The 15,647-nt window shown below is 30.3% G+C and carries 16 protein-coding genes; 8 read left to right on the top strand and 8 right to left on the bottom strand.

Features of this window, described 5'->3' with window-relative positions:
* Positions 1 to 81 precede the first annotated feature (81 nt).
* The 6 genes from aqpZ to G6N05_RS09160 all read left to right on the top strand — a co-directional run bounded on the left by aqpZ (position 82) and on the right by G6N05_RS09160 (position 5,269).
* Positions 82 to 783 (top strand): aquaporin Z, encoded by a 702-nt coding sequence (gene aqpZ, locus G6N05_RS09185; protein WP_166127384.1) that lies wholly within the window; start codon positions 82 to 84, stop codon positions 781 to 783.
* A 49-nt stretch (positions 784 to 832) separates the two neighbouring features.
* Positions 833 to 1,435, top strand: coding sequence for an alpha-ketoglutarate-dependent dioxygenase AlkB family protein (locus tag G6N05_RS09180; RefSeq protein ID WP_166127380.1), 603 nt, complete (start codon positions 833 to 835; stop codon positions 1,433 to 1,435).
* 100 nt (positions 1,436 to 1,535) lie between these two features.
* The gene (locus tag G6N05_RS09175) at positions 1,536 to 1,817 is read left to right on the top strand and encodes a TIGR03643 family protein (RefSeq protein ID WP_166127378.1); all 282 of its coding nucleotides are present in this window, start codon (positions 1,536 to 1,538) and stop codon (positions 1,815 to 1,817) included.
* Positions 1,818 to 1,904: 87 nt separating this feature from the next.
* Positions 1,905 to 3,776 (top strand): M61 family metallopeptidase, encoded by a 1,872-nt coding sequence (locus G6N05_RS09170; protein ID WP_166127376.1) that lies wholly within the window; start codon positions 1,905 to 1,907, stop codon positions 3,774 to 3,776.
* A 99-nt stretch (positions 3,777 to 3,875) separates the two neighbouring features.
* Positions 3,876 to 4,592 (top strand): DUF4369 domain-containing protein, encoded by a 717-nt coding sequence (locus G6N05_RS09165; RefSeq protein WP_166127374.1) that lies wholly within the window; start codon positions 3,876 to 3,878, stop codon positions 4,590 to 4,592.
* A 110-nt stretch (positions 4,593 to 4,702) separates the two neighbouring features.
* On the top strand, positions 4,703 to 5,269 hold the full coding sequence (locus tag G6N05_RS09160) for a pentapeptide repeat-containing protein (RefSeq protein ID WP_166127371.1): 567 nt from the start codon (positions 4,703 to 4,705) through the stop codon (positions 5,267 to 5,269).
* A gap of 48 nt (positions 5,270 to 5,317) precedes the next feature.
* Here the strand turns inward: G6N05_RS09160 and G6N05_RS09155 are convergent, their stop codons facing one another.
* From G6N05_RS09155 to G6N05_RS09120, 8 genes are all read right to left on the bottom strand, one after another.
* Positions 5,318 to 6,328 (bottom strand): endonuclease/exonuclease/phosphatase family protein, encoded by a 1,011-nt coding sequence (locus G6N05_RS09155; RefSeq protein ID WP_166127985.1) that lies wholly within the window; start codon positions 6,326 to 6,328, stop codon positions 5,318 to 5,320.
* 35 nt (positions 6,329 to 6,363) lie between these two features.
* A complete protein-coding gene (locus G6N05_RS09150) occupies positions 6,364 to 7,197 on the bottom strand; it encodes a rhomboid family intramembrane serine protease (RefSeq protein WP_166127368.1) in 834 nt (277 codons plus the stop codon).
* A gap of 125 nt (positions 7,198 to 7,322) precedes the next feature.
* Positions 7,323 to 8,135, bottom strand: coding sequence for a rhomboid family intramembrane serine protease (locus tag G6N05_RS09145; RefSeq protein WP_166127366.1), 813 nt, complete (start codon positions 8,133 to 8,135; stop codon positions 7,323 to 7,325).
* Between the two features lie 2 nt (positions 8,136 to 8,137).
* A complete protein-coding gene (gene mutL / locus G6N05_RS09140) occupies positions 8,138 to 9,985 on the bottom strand; it encodes a DNA mismatch repair endonuclease MutL (protein WP_166127363.1) in 1,848 nt (615 codons plus the stop codon).
* A 235-nt stretch (positions 9,986 to 10,220) separates the two neighbouring features.
* On the bottom strand, positions 10,221 to 11,528 hold the full coding sequence (locus G6N05_RS09135; RefSeq protein ID WP_166127360.1) for an amidohydrolase family protein: 1,308 nt from the start codon (positions 11,526 to 11,528) through the stop codon (positions 10,221 to 10,223).
* A 180-nt stretch (positions 11,529 to 11,708) separates the two neighbouring features.
* Positions 11,709 to 12,374: a Crp/Fnr family transcriptional regulator gene (locus G6N05_RS09130; RefSeq protein ID WP_166127358.1), complete on the bottom strand. Its 666-nt coding sequence runs from the start codon at positions 12,372 to 12,374 to the stop codon at positions 11,709 to 11,711.
* Positions 12,375 to 12,449: 75 nt separating this feature from the next.
* Positions 12,450 to 12,938: a 6,7-dimethyl-8-ribityllumazine synthase gene (ribH, locus tag G6N05_RS09125; RefSeq protein ID WP_166127356.1), complete on the bottom strand. Its 489-nt coding sequence runs from the start codon at positions 12,936 to 12,938 to the stop codon at positions 12,450 to 12,452.
* Positions 12,938 to 13,732, bottom strand: coding sequence for a tetratricopeptide repeat protein (locus G6N05_RS09120; protein WP_166127353.1), 795 nt, complete (start codon positions 13,730 to 13,732; stop codon positions 12,938 to 12,940). The genes ribH and G6N05_RS09120 overlap by 1 nt, the downstream gene beginning before the upstream one ends.
* 135 nt (positions 13,733 to 13,867) lie before the next feature.
* Here G6N05_RS09120 and recF point away from each other — a divergent pair, with 135 nt between their 5' ends.
* Together recF and G6N05_RS09110 are read left to right on the top strand one after the other, a co-directional pair.
* On the top strand, positions 13,868 to 14,947 hold the full coding sequence (gene recF / locus G6N05_RS09115) for a DNA replication/repair protein RecF (RefSeq protein WP_166127349.1): 1,080 nt from the start codon (positions 13,868 to 13,870) through the stop codon (positions 14,945 to 14,947).
* 4 nt (positions 14,948 to 14,951) lie between these two features.
* A complete protein-coding gene (locus G6N05_RS09110) occupies positions 14,952 to 15,641 on the top strand; it encodes a thioredoxin domain-containing protein (protein WP_166127345.1) in 690 nt (229 codons plus the stop codon).
* Positions 15,642 to 15,647 lie beyond the last annotated feature (6 nt).

The raw sequence follows: 15,647 nt of genomic DNA, 5'->3' as shown, positions 1-15,647 counted from the left end.
AAAGAATTAATTCTGGTTATTTTTTTAAGTATTTTAGTACTACTAACCATTTTACATTTTTGTAAAATTAAACTATTTACTATGAGAAAATTATTAGCAGAATTTTTCGGAACGTATTGGCTTGTTTTTGGAGGTTGTGGTAGCGCCTTATTTGCAGCCGGAATTCCCGATTTAGGCATTGGTTTCGCAGGTGTTTCATTGGCATTTGGATTAACGGTTTTAACCATGGCTTATGCAGTTGGACATATTTCTGGTGGCCATTTTAATCCAGCTGTAACTTTAGGTTTATGGGCTGGCGGAAGATTTGAAGCCAAAGACATTTTACCATATATCCTTTCACAATGTGTAGGTGCTATTGCTGCTGCAGGGACTTTATTCTTTATTTTATCTGGAAAAGATGGCTTTGCAATTGATAACACTAAGGCTGGTGCGTTTGCTTCGAATGGTTTTGATGCTTTTTCACCTCAAGGTTATTCCATGACGGCTGCTTTTACAGCAGAATTTGTACTAACTCTATTTTTCTTATTGATCATTTTAGGCGCGACAGACAAATTAGCAAATGGAAAATTCGCTGGAGTTGCCATTGGATTAGGCTTAACCTTAATTCATTTAATTAGCATTCCGATTACTAATACTTCTGTAAACCCAGCACGTTCTTTATCTCAAGCAGTGTTTGCTGGTGGAGAACCACTTTCACAAGTTTGGTTATTTTGGGCAGCACCTATTTTAGGAGCGATTGTTGCTGGTTTTATTTATAAAAATTTACTTCAAGATAAATCATAATCTAACAAATAATAAATAAATTAGCGGTGAAACTTTCATCGCTTTTTTTATGTTTAATTTATTTCCCGAAGAACCCATACTTTTAAATTTACCCGATGCCGAGTTTATTTATTATCCGAATTTTTTCTCGAAGGAAAAAGCCGATTTATTTTTCGAAATTTTACTAAATGAAACACCTTGGCAACATGATGAAATTACCATTTTCGGTAAGAAAATTTTGCAACCTAGACTAACTTCTTTATACGGAAACGAGGGAAAATCCTATGGTTATTCTAACATTGTGATGCATCCACATCATTTTAACAGTACTTTGACCTTCATTAAAGAGGAAATCGAAAACACTATAAATGAAAATTTCACAACTGTGTTACTTAATTTATATCGAAACGAAAAAGATAGTAATGGTTGGCATGCTGACAATGAAAAGGAATTAGGTCGTGATCCTATTATTGCTTCTTTAAGTTTGGGTGAAGAACGTATCTTTCAAATCAAACATAACACAAATAAAGAGGCCAAACAATCTATAACTTTACAACATGGAAGTTTATTAGTTATGAAAAAAGGAGCTCAAATTCACTATAAACATCAGATTCCGAAAGCATCAAAACCTAAAAATCAGAGGATAAATCTGACTTTTCGAAAAATTATTTAAAAAAACACACATTTTTTGGCTACAAAATATTTTTTTTTATTAATATTGGTCCATCATTTGATAACAAAAAATTATAACCCATAAATTATGCTTTTCACTAATGAGAAAAAGTAAAAAGATTGAACTAAGTTACGAAGAAACAGAACGCGTAATCAGCATGGCTCAGGAGGAAAAAAAACCTTTTGAAGTAATTAAAGAAGAATTTGGCCTAACGGAAAGTGAAGTTACCGAAATTATGCGCAAAAAACTTTCCAAAGACAATTTTGAACTTTGGAAAAAGAAAGTTGCGGCTGGAAAACCCAAACCCAAAGTGATGAAACAAAATGATATTGAAGATGACGACTTAGATAGTAAATACTATTTTAAAAATAAATTAGATTAAAAATGAATCCCGAAAATAAATTCGGGATTTTTTTTGTAACAATTTTAAATAACCTTACACTAATCAATTGAAAAAATAATAGTCAAAATGAAAAAAGTATTAATCACACTAAGTTGCGCAATTTTCTTAATGAGTTGTAAAACTTCAAACGTTACTTCTGCAACAAATACAACAAAAAACAATGTTGCCGTAAGTATCGATTTGGTAAATGTAATCGACGATAAAGTAAAAGTTACAATTACAAATCCAACAATAACTACAGAAACTACCACTTTCAACATCCCTAAAATTGTTCCAGGAACGTATTCAGAAGATAATTATGGAAGATTTGTAGAAAATGTAAAAGCTTTTGATGCTAAAGGAAATCCATTGAAAATTGCAAAAATGGATGAAAACTCTTATACTATTTACAATGCTACAAAATTAGCCAAAGTAACGTATAATGTAAATGACACCTACGACACAGAAGGCGGAGCAGGATTTGGCGAAAGCGAAGATATTTTCTCACCAGCAGGAACAAATATCAAAGCAGGAGAAAATTTCATGTTAAACACACATGGTTTCATAGGTTATTTTGAAGGAAAATCTGAAATTCCTTATACTGTTGAAGTAAAGCATCCGGCAACATTATGGGGAGCAACATCTTTAATTGATACGAACCCAAGTAATGAAATTGACGTTTACAATGCTACAAGATATGCAGAATTGGTGGATCATCCAATGATGTATTCTAAACCAGATTATACGCAGTTTAATGTGGAAGGGATGGATATTGTAATTAGTGTTTATTCGCCAACTGGAAAATTTAAAGCAGCTGATTTAACTGAGGAAACAGAAAAATTTATGCGTGCGCAAAAAAAATTCCTAGGAAAATTTAATGCTAACAAAAAATATACTGTTTTATTGTATTTATCTGACATGAAAACTAAAGACGCAAAAGGTTTTGGCGCATTAGAACACATGACTTCTACCACTATGGTTATGCCAGAAATGATGCCTTTAGAAGCATTAAAAGAACAATTAAAAGATGTTATTTCTCACGAATTTTTCCATATTGTAACACCTTTAAGTGTACATTCAAGAGAAATTCATTATTTCGATTTCAACAAACCTCAAATGTCTGAACATTTATGGATGTATGAAGGAATTACAGAATATTTCGCAAACCTTTTCCAAGTGAATCAGGGCTTAATTTCTGAAGAAGATTTCTACAAAAGAATGGCTGGAAAAATTGATGAAGCAAATGCCATGAACGATAAAATGAGTTTTACAAAAATGAGTAAAAACGTTTTACAACAACCTTACAAAGACCAATACTTAAACGTATATCAAAAAGGTGCTTTAATTGCGATGTGTATTGACATTCAAATGAGAGAATTAAGTAACGGGCAAAGAGGAATTCTAAGTTTAATGCAAGATTTATCTAACGAATTCGGAAGTAACAAACCGTTTAATGATGAAGATTTATTCGCAACTATCACAAGAATTACCTATCCTCAAATTGGTGAATTCTTAACTAAATATGTGGCTGGTGAAACACCAATTCCTTATGATGAGTATTTCGCAAAAATGGGAGTTATAAAAGCAAAAACTTCAGTTTCTGGAAATCCTTTCTTAAAAGACGGAAGAATTCCTTTAATTACTGTTGATCAAAGTACGAAACAAATTAAAGCTTTAGAAGATGTTAGTAATAACGTTTTTATGACAAGCTTAGGAATTAAAGGTAACGATGCTTTGTTAGCTTTTAACAATACAGAATATAACTTAGACAATATTTACGATTTGATTATGTCAAGTGAATCTTGGAAAGAAGGTGATAACATTACAGTAAAAGTAAAAAGAGATGGTAAAGACCTAACTCTAACTGGAAAAATTGTTTTACCTAAAGAAATAAAAGCTGGATTTATGGCTACTGATAAAACAAAAGAAGCTGTTAAAAATGCTTGGTTAAAAGGCTAATCAAAATTCAATTATTTAAAAATATAAAATCCTCAAATTACTATTAATTTGAGGATTTTTTTATTTTCTTTGCAGTTCTTAAAAACGAAATACATTTAGATGAAAAAAATATTTACAATAGTAATTATAACATTATTAGTTGCTTGTAGCAAATCGGACAATAAAACAGGAAACGTGGAATTAACAGGAAACGTGGAAGGTTTAAAACAAGGGAAATTATACATTCAACAACTTAAAGACACCAATTTAGTTATCATTGATAGTATTATAATTTCTGGTGAATCTAATTTCGAAACCAAATTTCAAATTGAAGAACCTCAAATGTTATTTTTATCTTTAGATCGTGGAACAACTGAATCTATTGATAATAGCATTCACTTTTTTGCTGAACCTGGTAAAATGAAAATTGAAACTACTTTACAAGGATTTTATGCTAATGCCAAAATTTCTGGTTCTGAAAATCAAAAAGTATATGAAAAATACTTAAAAATTAAAACGAATTTAAATGATGAAAATTTAGTTTTATTAGCGAAAGAAATCAAAAATAACGTTATAAAAAACGCTGCAATTACAGAAGAAATCAACAACAAACGTGATAAATTAACGGTTAGAAAATATTTATACACAGCTAATTTTGCATTAGTAAATCCGAAGTATGAAGTTTCACCTTATATCACTTTAACTGAAATTCCAGATGCGAATTTAAAATTATTAGATACGATTAGTAAAACATTAGATCCAAAAGTTGCCAAATCTAAATACGGTAAACGTTTGAACGAATGGATTAAAGAACGAAAATCAACTGAAGAAAAATAATATGAAGTTTTTGTCAATCTGAACTTGTTTCAGATTCTATTCAAATTCTTTAGAATCTGAAACAAGTTCAGATTGACAAGTTTTGTATCTCTTTACTGATTTTTTTTTGTATGAAACTAATAATAGATTCCACTTTCGACAAAGTTAATTATTCAAACGAACCATTTGAAACGGGTGAATATGATACTTGTATTTTTAATTCTTCTAATTTTAGTAGAACTACACTTTCTAAAAGTGCATTTATAAATTGCGAATTCATCAATTGCAACTTTGAATCGCCTATGATTAGCAACACTTCATTTAAAGAAGTTTTCTTTCAAGAATGCACATTATTAGGAATGCAATTTGAATATTGTAATGATTTTTTGTTTGAAGTTTCTTTTGAATCATGTGTATTACAAGTCTGCTCGTTTTTCAAAATGAATTTAAAAAATTCGAAATTCAGTAATTCAAAAATTATAGATGTTGATTTTTCAAGTTGCAACTTAACTTCCGTAAAATTTGATTCTTGTGATTTATCGAAATCTATTTTCGAAAACACTAACTTAGAAAAAACTGATTTTACGACTGCTATTCATTTTTCTATCCATCCAGAAAACAACAAATTAGTTAAAACGAAGTTTTCGAATGATAACTTAAGCGGACTTTTAAATAAATATGATTTGGATATTATTTAAAAAAATTTAACTACATAGATTTAAATCTTAAACTATGTGGTAAAAAAACTATTTAATTTCTAACCTAGAAATTAAAGGAAAATGATCACTATTATAAAAATCATTTAAGGTTTCAAAGCTTTTAACTTGAATGGTTTTATCTGCAAAAATATAATCAATTCGCGCTGGATAATATTTAAAATTATACGTTTTCCCAAATCCAGAACCGCTAGTTTCAAAAGTGTCTTGCATCGATCCTTTTATGGTTCTGTACACAAAAGAAAATGCGCTATTATTCATATCGCCACAAATAATTTTTTTGTACTTACATTCACTGTAATGAGCCTTTAACAGCAAAGCCTGTTCTTGTTGTTTGGTAAACGCTTCGCTAATTTTTCTGAAAATATATTTGGTTTTCGATTCATTCATTTTCTGAATTTCCTCATCTTCAATATCGGTACTAATTTTTATCGACTGCAAGTGCATACTATAAATTCGAAGTGTATCTTTATCTTTTATGATATCAGCATAAACCGCATTATTAGTAGAATTTGGAAAATTAATCACACCTTTATCTATGATTTTATATTTGGAAAAAATCGCATTTCCCACAATAATATTTTTACCTTCTTTGAAAATTTGTTGGTATTTATAATTAGAAAATTTTGTTTTTTCTAAATCGGAATATTCTTGAACACACAAAATATCTGGATTTTTATCATCCACAAATTGCGAAATTTGAGCGGGAATATTGGCTTTTTGATACCATTTGAATTTATTAAACAAACGCACATTATAACTCATAATGGTAAAATCTTTATCTGATTTTGGCAATTCAGTTTGTTTTAAATTATAAAATTTATTGATAAATGTAATTCCTAATAACAATACCAAACCCGAAACAAAAATGTATTTCTTAAGTTGAATTAACCAATAGACAAAAAACAACAAGTTTAAGACTAAAAAGAAAGGTAAAAACAGTGTCAAAACACTTAAAAAAGGAAACCATTTCGGTGCTAAAAACGGCAACAAATAAGCCAACAATGTAGTAATTACAAGAACTACATTGAAAAACAACATCGTTTTAGAAATGAAAGATAATCCTTTAAACACGCTTATTTATTTTCTTTAAAAAGAAATTCTTTTTCCTCTTTTGTTAAACTATCATAACCAGATTTACTGATTTTTTCTAGTATTTCGTCAATTTGTCTTTGTGTGAAATTCACATCCGCCACACGAACGGATTGGTATTTTTTTTCTGGTTTATTTTTATAAACTTTTTTAAATGTAGTGTTTTTTTTCTTCTTAAAAATAAAAATCGCACTTATGTCAATTCCTCTTTTCATCAGCATCGCAAAAGCAAAACCAACTAAACTACCCGATAAATGAGCTACATGACCTCCAGTATTATCGGATAACAAATACAATAAATCTACAAAAATGTAAAAAACTGCAATGTGCCAAATTTTTACAAAACCAATAAATGGAAGTTTTATAGTCATATTTGGAGCATAAGCTGCAACCGCAATAAAAATCGCCATTACAGAACCACTTGCACCAACAATTAAACTAACATGATTAAATAAATAACCATATAATAAGTAGACAAAACCTGCAAAAACACTACCAAAAAAGTAAACCGTTAAGAATTGTCTAGTATTAAAATAAGTGTAAAACAACGAACTTATAAAATATAAAAAAATCAAGTTAAAAAGTAAGTGAAACGGACTTGAATGTAAAAAACTATACGTTAATAAAGTCCACGGAAACCAAATAGCTTCCTTATAATCCGATGACAAGGCCAACCAAGTTGGATAATCAAAAATCCCAAATCGAAACTTAAAAAAGAAAACAATACTTAAAAGAAATACTAGAATATTAATAAAAATTAATTTCTGAGGCACATCTCCAAGTTTGTATTGTTGTCTTATTTCGTTTATAATATTCATGTTTATTTTTACTTGATTCTTATTACTTTTTACTTGGCTCTTTTTACTTTTTACTTGGCTCTTTTTACTTTTTACTTGGCTCTTTTTACTTGGCTCTTTTTACTTTTTACTTGGCTCTTCAAAACTTAATTCCACCTAGTATGTGTAAACTTATTTTTTCGCCAAAGCATCATTAAAATAAAACCTGTTAATGCTCCACCAACGTGAGCGAAATGGGCAATTCCTCCTCCACCAGAAAAAATAGAGAATCCAGTTACTCCAGAAAACAAATCTAAACCAACGATAATTGGAACAAAAAACTTCGCTTTAATAGGTACAGGAATAAACATCATCATTAATTCTGCCATTGGGAACATAACTGCGAATGCTACTAACAAACCATAAATCGCACCTGAAGCACCAACTGCTGGAATATAAGCTTTTGACACTGTGTTTAAAAATGCTTGCCCATCAAAATTTGGATCTTGAATTTTATTAAATATTTCTGGATTGGCATCAACCATAGGTTTTAAATAAATTTTATCTCCATCAATAATATCCGTTTTCAATAATTGCGAAATATCGGCACTTGAAAGAACTCCATTTGATAATGTGTCAATTCCATGATGAATTTCGTAATAGGTCATTCCCATATGCAACATCGCCGCTCCTAAACCACAAGCCACGTAAAAAAACAAAAACTTTTTTCCGCCCCAATAATGCTCTAAAGCCGATCCAAAAGAAACCAACGCAAACATATTGAATAAAATATGCATCAAATTTGGCATTTTAGCGTGCATAAACATATGTGTAAAAGGCTGCCAAAATCTAAATTTTTCACTTTCGAAATAGTACAAGGATAACATATCATAATTTTGAGGCATTACCTGACTCAATACAAAAACAAGTACATTTATTATTAATAGTTGCTTTACAACCGGTGTCATATTGTTGAACATACTTAAAATCTTTTATCTAAATCTTCTGTGGTTAATGTAATAAAAATTGGTTTGTTAAATGGCGAAACATTTGGGTCTTTACACGCAAATAAGCCATTCACTAAATTTTCTAATTCTATGGTATTTAAATATTTACCCGATTTTACAGCGACACTTTTCGCCATAAATTTAGAAATACTATCACTTAATGAGAAGCTATCTTCTGGTAAATTTTCTTGTAAATTATAAATCAAATCGTGTAAAATTGCGTTGACTTCCGTATCTAAAATTTGCGCTGGCAAACCTGAAATCACAACCTCATCAAATCCCATTTTTTCAAAAGCAAAACCAATTCCTTCTAAATTAGGTTGAATTTCTTTCAAATACATCATCTCCTCTCTAGAAAATTGAATTTCTAACGGAAATAACAATTGCTGACTCGACGCTTGGTGCACCGTAATATTTGTTAGGAATTGTTCGTACAAAATACGTTGATGCGCTCTGTTTTGATGTATGACCAATAATCCAGATTTCATACTTTTAATAATATACTTTCTATTAAATTGGTACATTAAAGTCTGACTTTCTACTTGTGTCTCATCAAAAAGTTTACTTGCAACTACTTCATTTTCGAAACTGGTTGTTGAAACTTCAAAAGTATCTTGTTTTAAATCGGTATATAAACTTTCCCAATGTGGTTGCGATGGCGTGCTTTTCGCATATGATGCAGATGAACCAGAATATCTCTTAGTTTCGGTTTCCGTTGCAAATGGATTAAACGTACTATCAACCTGAATAAGTGGTGTTGACGATGTTTTATTTTTATAATCGTAAGGTACATCTAAAGTCGCATCGCGTTCAAAATCTAAAACTGGTGCTACATTGAACATTCCTAAACTATGTTTCACAGTCGATCGTAAAATCGCATACAACGCTTGTTCATCATCAAACTTAACTTCTGTTTTGGTTGGATGAATGTTAATATCAATTGTATGAGGTGGTACTTCTAAATATAAAAAATAACTAGGTTGATTGTTGTCTCTTAGCAAACCATCGTAAGCATTCATAATAGCATGATGCAAAAACGGACTTCTTATAAATCGGTTATTCACCAAAAAGAATTGTTCCGATCTGTTTTTCTTAGCGAATTCAGGTTTACCTACAAATCCACTAATTTTTAAAATTTCGGTTTCTTCTGCAACGGGAACTAATTTTTCATTCGTTTTTCCACCAAAAATATTTACAATTCGTTGGCGGTAATTAGAACTTGGTAAGTTAAACACTTCGCTCCCATTACTAATCATCGTAAAACTAATAGCTGGATGCGCTAAAGCGACACGTTCAAACTCATCAATAATGTGTTTTAATTCGACATTATCTGATTTTAAAAAATTGCGTCTTGCGGGAATATTGAAGAATAAATTTTTAACCAAAAACGAAGTGCCTTTAGGTAAAACCGCCACTTCTTGAGTCACCAATTTACTGCCTTCAATGATAATATGAATCCCTAATTCTTCTTGATCTTGTTTAGTTTTCAATTCTACATGAGCAACCGCAGCAATTGACGCTAACGCTTCCCCACGAAACCCTTTTGTATGCAAGGCAAATAAATCTTCTGCATGACGAATTTTGGAAGTAGCATGACGTTCAAAACACAAACGCGCATCGGTAACATTCATTCCTAAGCCATTATCAATGACTTGAATCAATGTTTTTCCAGCGTCTTTTACGATTAATTTTATTTCGGTGGCTTTGGCATCTACGGCGTTTTCAACCAATTCTTTTACTACAGAAGCTGGTCGTTGTACGACTTCCCCCGCCGCAATTTGATTGGCTACGTGATCAGGTAATAATTGAATAATTCCAGACATTAATCTGTTTAGTTTTTATTTTGGTAATATTACAAATTTAAGAAATTTATATTGTGTTTGAAACTTTAAATTTACTTAAATTGGGCGTTCCCCTTTGGGTCGTGTCTTCCGCTATATCTTTTTGTGTTTTGTTGTTTTCGAGTACCTCAAACAACAAAACACAAAAAGGATGCCGCTACAACCACTAACGCAAATCCCTTCTCAAAAATTTTGTTTATTTTAAATTAAACATAACTTATATTTTTGATACAGTTGTTTCCAGTAATTTATTTTTTAAAGAAGTAAGTTCTGTTTCTGAAATAAAAAATTGATTATAATACAATCCTTTAACTTGTTTTAATGTTTGTAAATTCTCTAGCGGATTTTCATCTAAAATAATAAAATCGGCATCTTTTCCTGTTTTTAAAACGCCATAATTTTCTTTAAAAAAATCAGAAAAATTTATTGTTGCCATTTGCAATATTTCAAAATTAGTAAGGTTGGCTTTTTTCAATAATTCCATTTCAGAAACCATATTGCAACCAGTCATCATATATTTTGATGAAGCATCTGGGCTTAAAAGCATTTTTATTCCCTCTTTTTGTAAGCGTGCAATTACTTGGTATTTTTCTTGTAAATCTTTTAATTCTTTGGCTACTTCATCTTTGTAAGCTTGTTCACCTATTTTATCTCGATACACTTTAGTTTTTTCAATCCATTCTTGAAATGTGCTTTTAGAAACATATTCCATTCCCGGTAAATTTTGCAATTCCTGATAGGTATTTTGCCCAGAACCAATACTATACCATAAAAGAGTAGGACAAATATAAATATTGTTGTTTTTAATGGCTTGTATTCTTGATTCAAACAAGTTAGGCTCGCCTACTAAACCGCCTAAATGCTCAATTGACTTATAATTAGAATTAAAAAAAACATCCTCGTTTATGTTTATTCCCGATGCCAACTTTGGGAAATGACCACCCAATGCAACATTATGCTTTTTACAAAGACTATCAATTTTCACAAACATATCTTGACTTTTGATGCTCAATATTTTCACAAAATTAAAGCCATTGTCTTTTGTAGCTTTCACAAACTCATCTAACTTATCAACAGGAGCTTCCATATTTCTACTAATTGCAGGGGCCGACAAATAAAATTTTGGATAGTACACGTTTTCTGTATTGTATTTTTCCTTCCATTCTTTGTGTTTCCAGTCGCCACGCATAGAACGTAGTTTGGTAACACCATTTATCAAATTTAATTCTAAAAACCGTTGCAGTTCTTCCTCATTTTCTGGTAAATGCACATGAGCATCTGCTAAAGATGGCATAATATATTTCCCTTTTAAATCAATAATTTCTTTAGCTTTATGTTTACATTTTTTTGTGTTTTGTATAGCTACAATTTTTCCGTCTGTAATTATGATAGACTGATTTCTTAAAACCACTTCATTCTCTAAAGTAATGATATTTGCATTTTCAAAAATAAAATCGTTGATTTCTTTTTGAGCAAATATAAAATTAGTAATACTTAAAAGTAAAAGTGAAATTATTTTTTTCATGGCAGTAAATTTATTAAGAGTATAATTGAATTTATTATGGAATTTAGAATATCATATATTGTTTCTAATTCCAGAGATTAATCTGTTTTGTTTTTATTTTGGCTATGCCACAAATTTAAGAAATTTAAATCTGGTTTTTGTGGTACGAAAATTAGAAATCCGGAAAAGTTAGTAACAAAATTACTTTCTCAATACAATTTCTTTTCTTTCAAAAGTGAGCACATTTTCGTTTTGTAATTCGTTGATGAGAACGTTTAATGTTGGTCGAGATAAACCAATTAATGCCGCAATATCTTTTTGTGTATAAGGATGTCTTATGACTTTATCGCCAGTAATCGCATTTACAAAACCATAATCTTCTCCTAGTTCTTTTATGAATTCTAGCAATCTCGTTTTCGCATCTTTAAACAGCATAATTTGTAAACGACGTTCTAGTTTTCTAAATCGGTAACCTATAAATTTATAAATTTTCAAGCTGAATTCATTGTTGTTACGCAACATTTCATACATCACATCTAACTTGATAATACAAATTGAAGTATCATTTTCAAGGGCTTGTGCGAATTCATTACGTTTTTCTTCTCCTAAAATGGCTTTTTCTCCAAAAATTTGTCCTTTTACTAAAATCGCAGTTATAATTTCTTCGCCATCTTCTGTAGTATACCCCACTTTTACTTTTCCATGATTAATCATAAAAACTTTGTTAGCGGCATCTTCCTCGAAATATATATAATCGCTTTTTTTTAGGAAACTAAAATTATGTTCTTTTGCATATTTCTTATACTTGTGCGGACACAGAATTTGAAAAACATCAATATTATCGAAAAACCAAATGGAATTATTCATAAAATCGCTTTTCTTCAAATATAAAAAAAAACTCTCCAGTGATGAAGAGTTTTATATTTTTATTAAGAAAGTTATTTAGAACCTCTTATTTAATTCTATCATTTTTATAGCGGCAATTGCGGCTTCAATTCCTTTATTTCCGTGCTTTCCTCCGCTTCTATCGATGGATTGTTGCATCGTATTATCCGTTAACACACAAAAGATAGTTGGAATATCGTACAATAAATTCAAATCTTTCATACCTTGAGTTACGCCTTCGCAAACAAACTCAAAATGCATGGTTTCACCTTTAATCACACAACCAATAACAATTACAGCGTCTAATTCAAATTTTTCGTGCATTTGACGAGCACCAAAAATTAATTCAAAACTTCCTGGTACATTCCAACGATCAATATTTTCTGGCAAAGCACCACAATCAGTCAAGGCTGAAAACACACCATTATACAAACCTTCCGTAACATTCTCGTTCCATTCTGAAACAACAATCCCAAACCGAAAATCTTTCGCGTTTGGGATTGTGTTTTTATCGTATTGTGATAAATTTTTATTTTCGGTTGCCATTATTTTTCCAATGAAGCAATTAAAATATCAACTGTACTTCCTTCTTGAGAAGTTTCGTATTTTTCTTTGATTGTTTTTAAGTAACCTAAAGCTTCGTCATTTTTCTTTAAAACAATAGCCATGTTAGCTGCTTTTAATAAAAATCTTGGTGTAACAAAATCGTTATCATCCACATTAGCTGCTTCAACATATAACATTAAAGCTTCTTCGTTTTTGTTTAATTCTGCATTTGCATCACCTTTTGCTCCAATTGCTAAAGCTGATAAAACTTTATCACTAGTAGAAAAATTATCTAAATGCTCAATTGATTTATCAAATTGTTTTGTATTTAAATAAGCCATACCAGCATAATATTCTGCTAAGTTAGCGGCTTTAGTTCCTGAATACTCAGAAATGATTCCTTCGAAACCTAATTTACCTTCACCACCTTTTAAAGATAATTTAAATAATGAATCTTGTTTTTCTGTAGCATCAACAGCTTGTTGAAAATACATTTGTGCTTGATTCATATCTCTAAATGCTTCTTCTTGTTTTGGTGTAGAAACAAATTTATCAAATAAAATATATCCTAAAGTACCAATTGCAACAGCTGCAATTACACCTAAAATTGCTTTTTGGTTTCTAATTACCCATTCTTCTGTTCTGTTAGCCGTTTCATCTAATGTATTAAAAACGCCAGCAGTTGTGCTTTCACTTTCATTTACATTAACTTCTTCTACAGTTGTATCAAATGCAGGATCTTTTTCTACTTCAGGTTTTGGTGATTTATAACCTCTTTTATTATATGTTGCCATTTAACTAAAATTTTATTAGAGGTGCAAAAATATACTTTTTATTTAAATTTAAAAGTTCTTTTATTTATATTTTTAAAATTTGAGCTTACATTTGTACTCGCAAGTGGAATTTTTACCACTTTTTACTAAAAAAACGTGATTTTAAAAAAACTATCTTTACTCAATTATAAAAATATTGCTGAGAATTCTTTTGAGTTTGAAAGTAAGATTAATGCTATTGTGGGAAAAAACGGCATTGGAAAAACAACCATTTTAGATGCGATTTATCATTTAGCAGTTGGGAAAAGTTATTTCAATCCGCTTTCTACACAAAACATTAAACATGGTGAAGAATTTTTTGTTATTGATGGTGTTTTCGAAAAAGAAAACCGCACGGAACAAATTATTTGCAGTTATAAAAAAGCGCAAAAAAAAGTTTTAAAACGAAACGGTAAAATTTACGAGAAATTTTCAGAACATATTGGCTTGATTCCAATTGTGATTATTTCGCCAAGTGATTCCGATTTAATTATCGAAGGTAGCGAAACCAGACGAAAATTTATTGACAACGTAATTTCAACTTTTGATGTTACGTATTTAAATACGTTAATCAATTATCAGAAAACGTTACAGCAACGAAATGCTTTATTGAAATATTTTGCTTTAAACCAGGTTTTTGATGCGGATAATTTAAGTATTTACAACGAACAATTATCAGAATTCGGACAAATTATTTTCAAAAAAAGAAAAGACTTTTTGGAGAAATTCGTTCCCGTTTTTCAAGATTTGTATGAAGTAATTTCAGAAAATGCAGAGAAAGTTTCTATAGCCTACGAAAGTCAACTACATCATGATTCTTTAGATAATTTATTACATCAGAATCTTCAGAAAGACAGAATTACTCAATATACGACTGTCGGCATTCATAAAGATGATATTTTGTTTAATATTTCTGATTTTCCTGTGAAGAAATTTGGCTCGCAAGGCCAACAAAAATCGTTTTTAATAGCTTTGAAATTAGCGCAATTCGATTTCATTAAAAAACACACGAAAACCTTACCGATTTTGCTTTTTGATGATATTTTTGATAAATTAGACGCTTTTAGAGTACAACAAATTGTCAATATGGTAAATGATGATATATTTGGACAAATTTTCATTTCCGACACACATCCAGAACGAACAGAAAACATTATCAAACAAACACATAAAAGTTATAAGATATTTAATATTTAGAAAAATGAAAAACTTAAAAACCATTATCGCAACAGCTATTATTACGTTATCAATTAGTTGCACGAATAGTCAAAATTTTAAAAGTGTAGATGCTACAGAATTTAAAGCAACTATAACAAAAACTGACGATGCTCAAATTTTAGATGTAAGAACTCCAGGTGAATATGCTAACGGAAAAATCGCTGATGCTAAAAACGTGGATTGGAACGGGAATTCTTTTGATACTCAAGTCGCAAATTTAGACAAATCTCAACCTGTTTTTGTCTATTGTTTAAGTGGCGGAAGAAGTAAAAAAGCAGCCAATCACTTAGCAGAATTAGGCTTTAAAAATATCATAGAATTAGATGGTGGTTATATGGCTTGGGAAAAAGCGAATCCAAAAACTAATGCAGTTTGGTCTGGTATGACTCAAGAAGACTACAACAAACTAATGGTTTCAGACAAAACAGTCGTAATTGATTTTTATGCAGAATGGTGCGGACCATGTAAAAAAATGGCGCCTTATTTAGACAAAATGAGCAAAGAAATGGCAGATAAAGTAATCATTCACAGAATTGATGCTGATAAAAACAAATCGTTATTTAACGCCTTAGGTTACCAAGGTTTACCAGTTGTAATTGTAGTAAAAAACGGAAAACAAACGTTCTTTAAAAACGAATTCGTTAGCGAAGAAGATTTAAGAAAAGCATTGTAGACAAGT

Source organism: Flavobacterium bernardetii (genome assembly GCF_011305415.1).
Lineage (GTDB): Bacteria > Bacteroidota > Bacteroidia > Flavobacteriales > Flavobacteriaceae > Flavobacterium > Flavobacterium bernardetii.
Note: the sequence above shows the minus strand (reverse complement) of the source record. Positions and strands in the feature narration are given on the sequence as shown.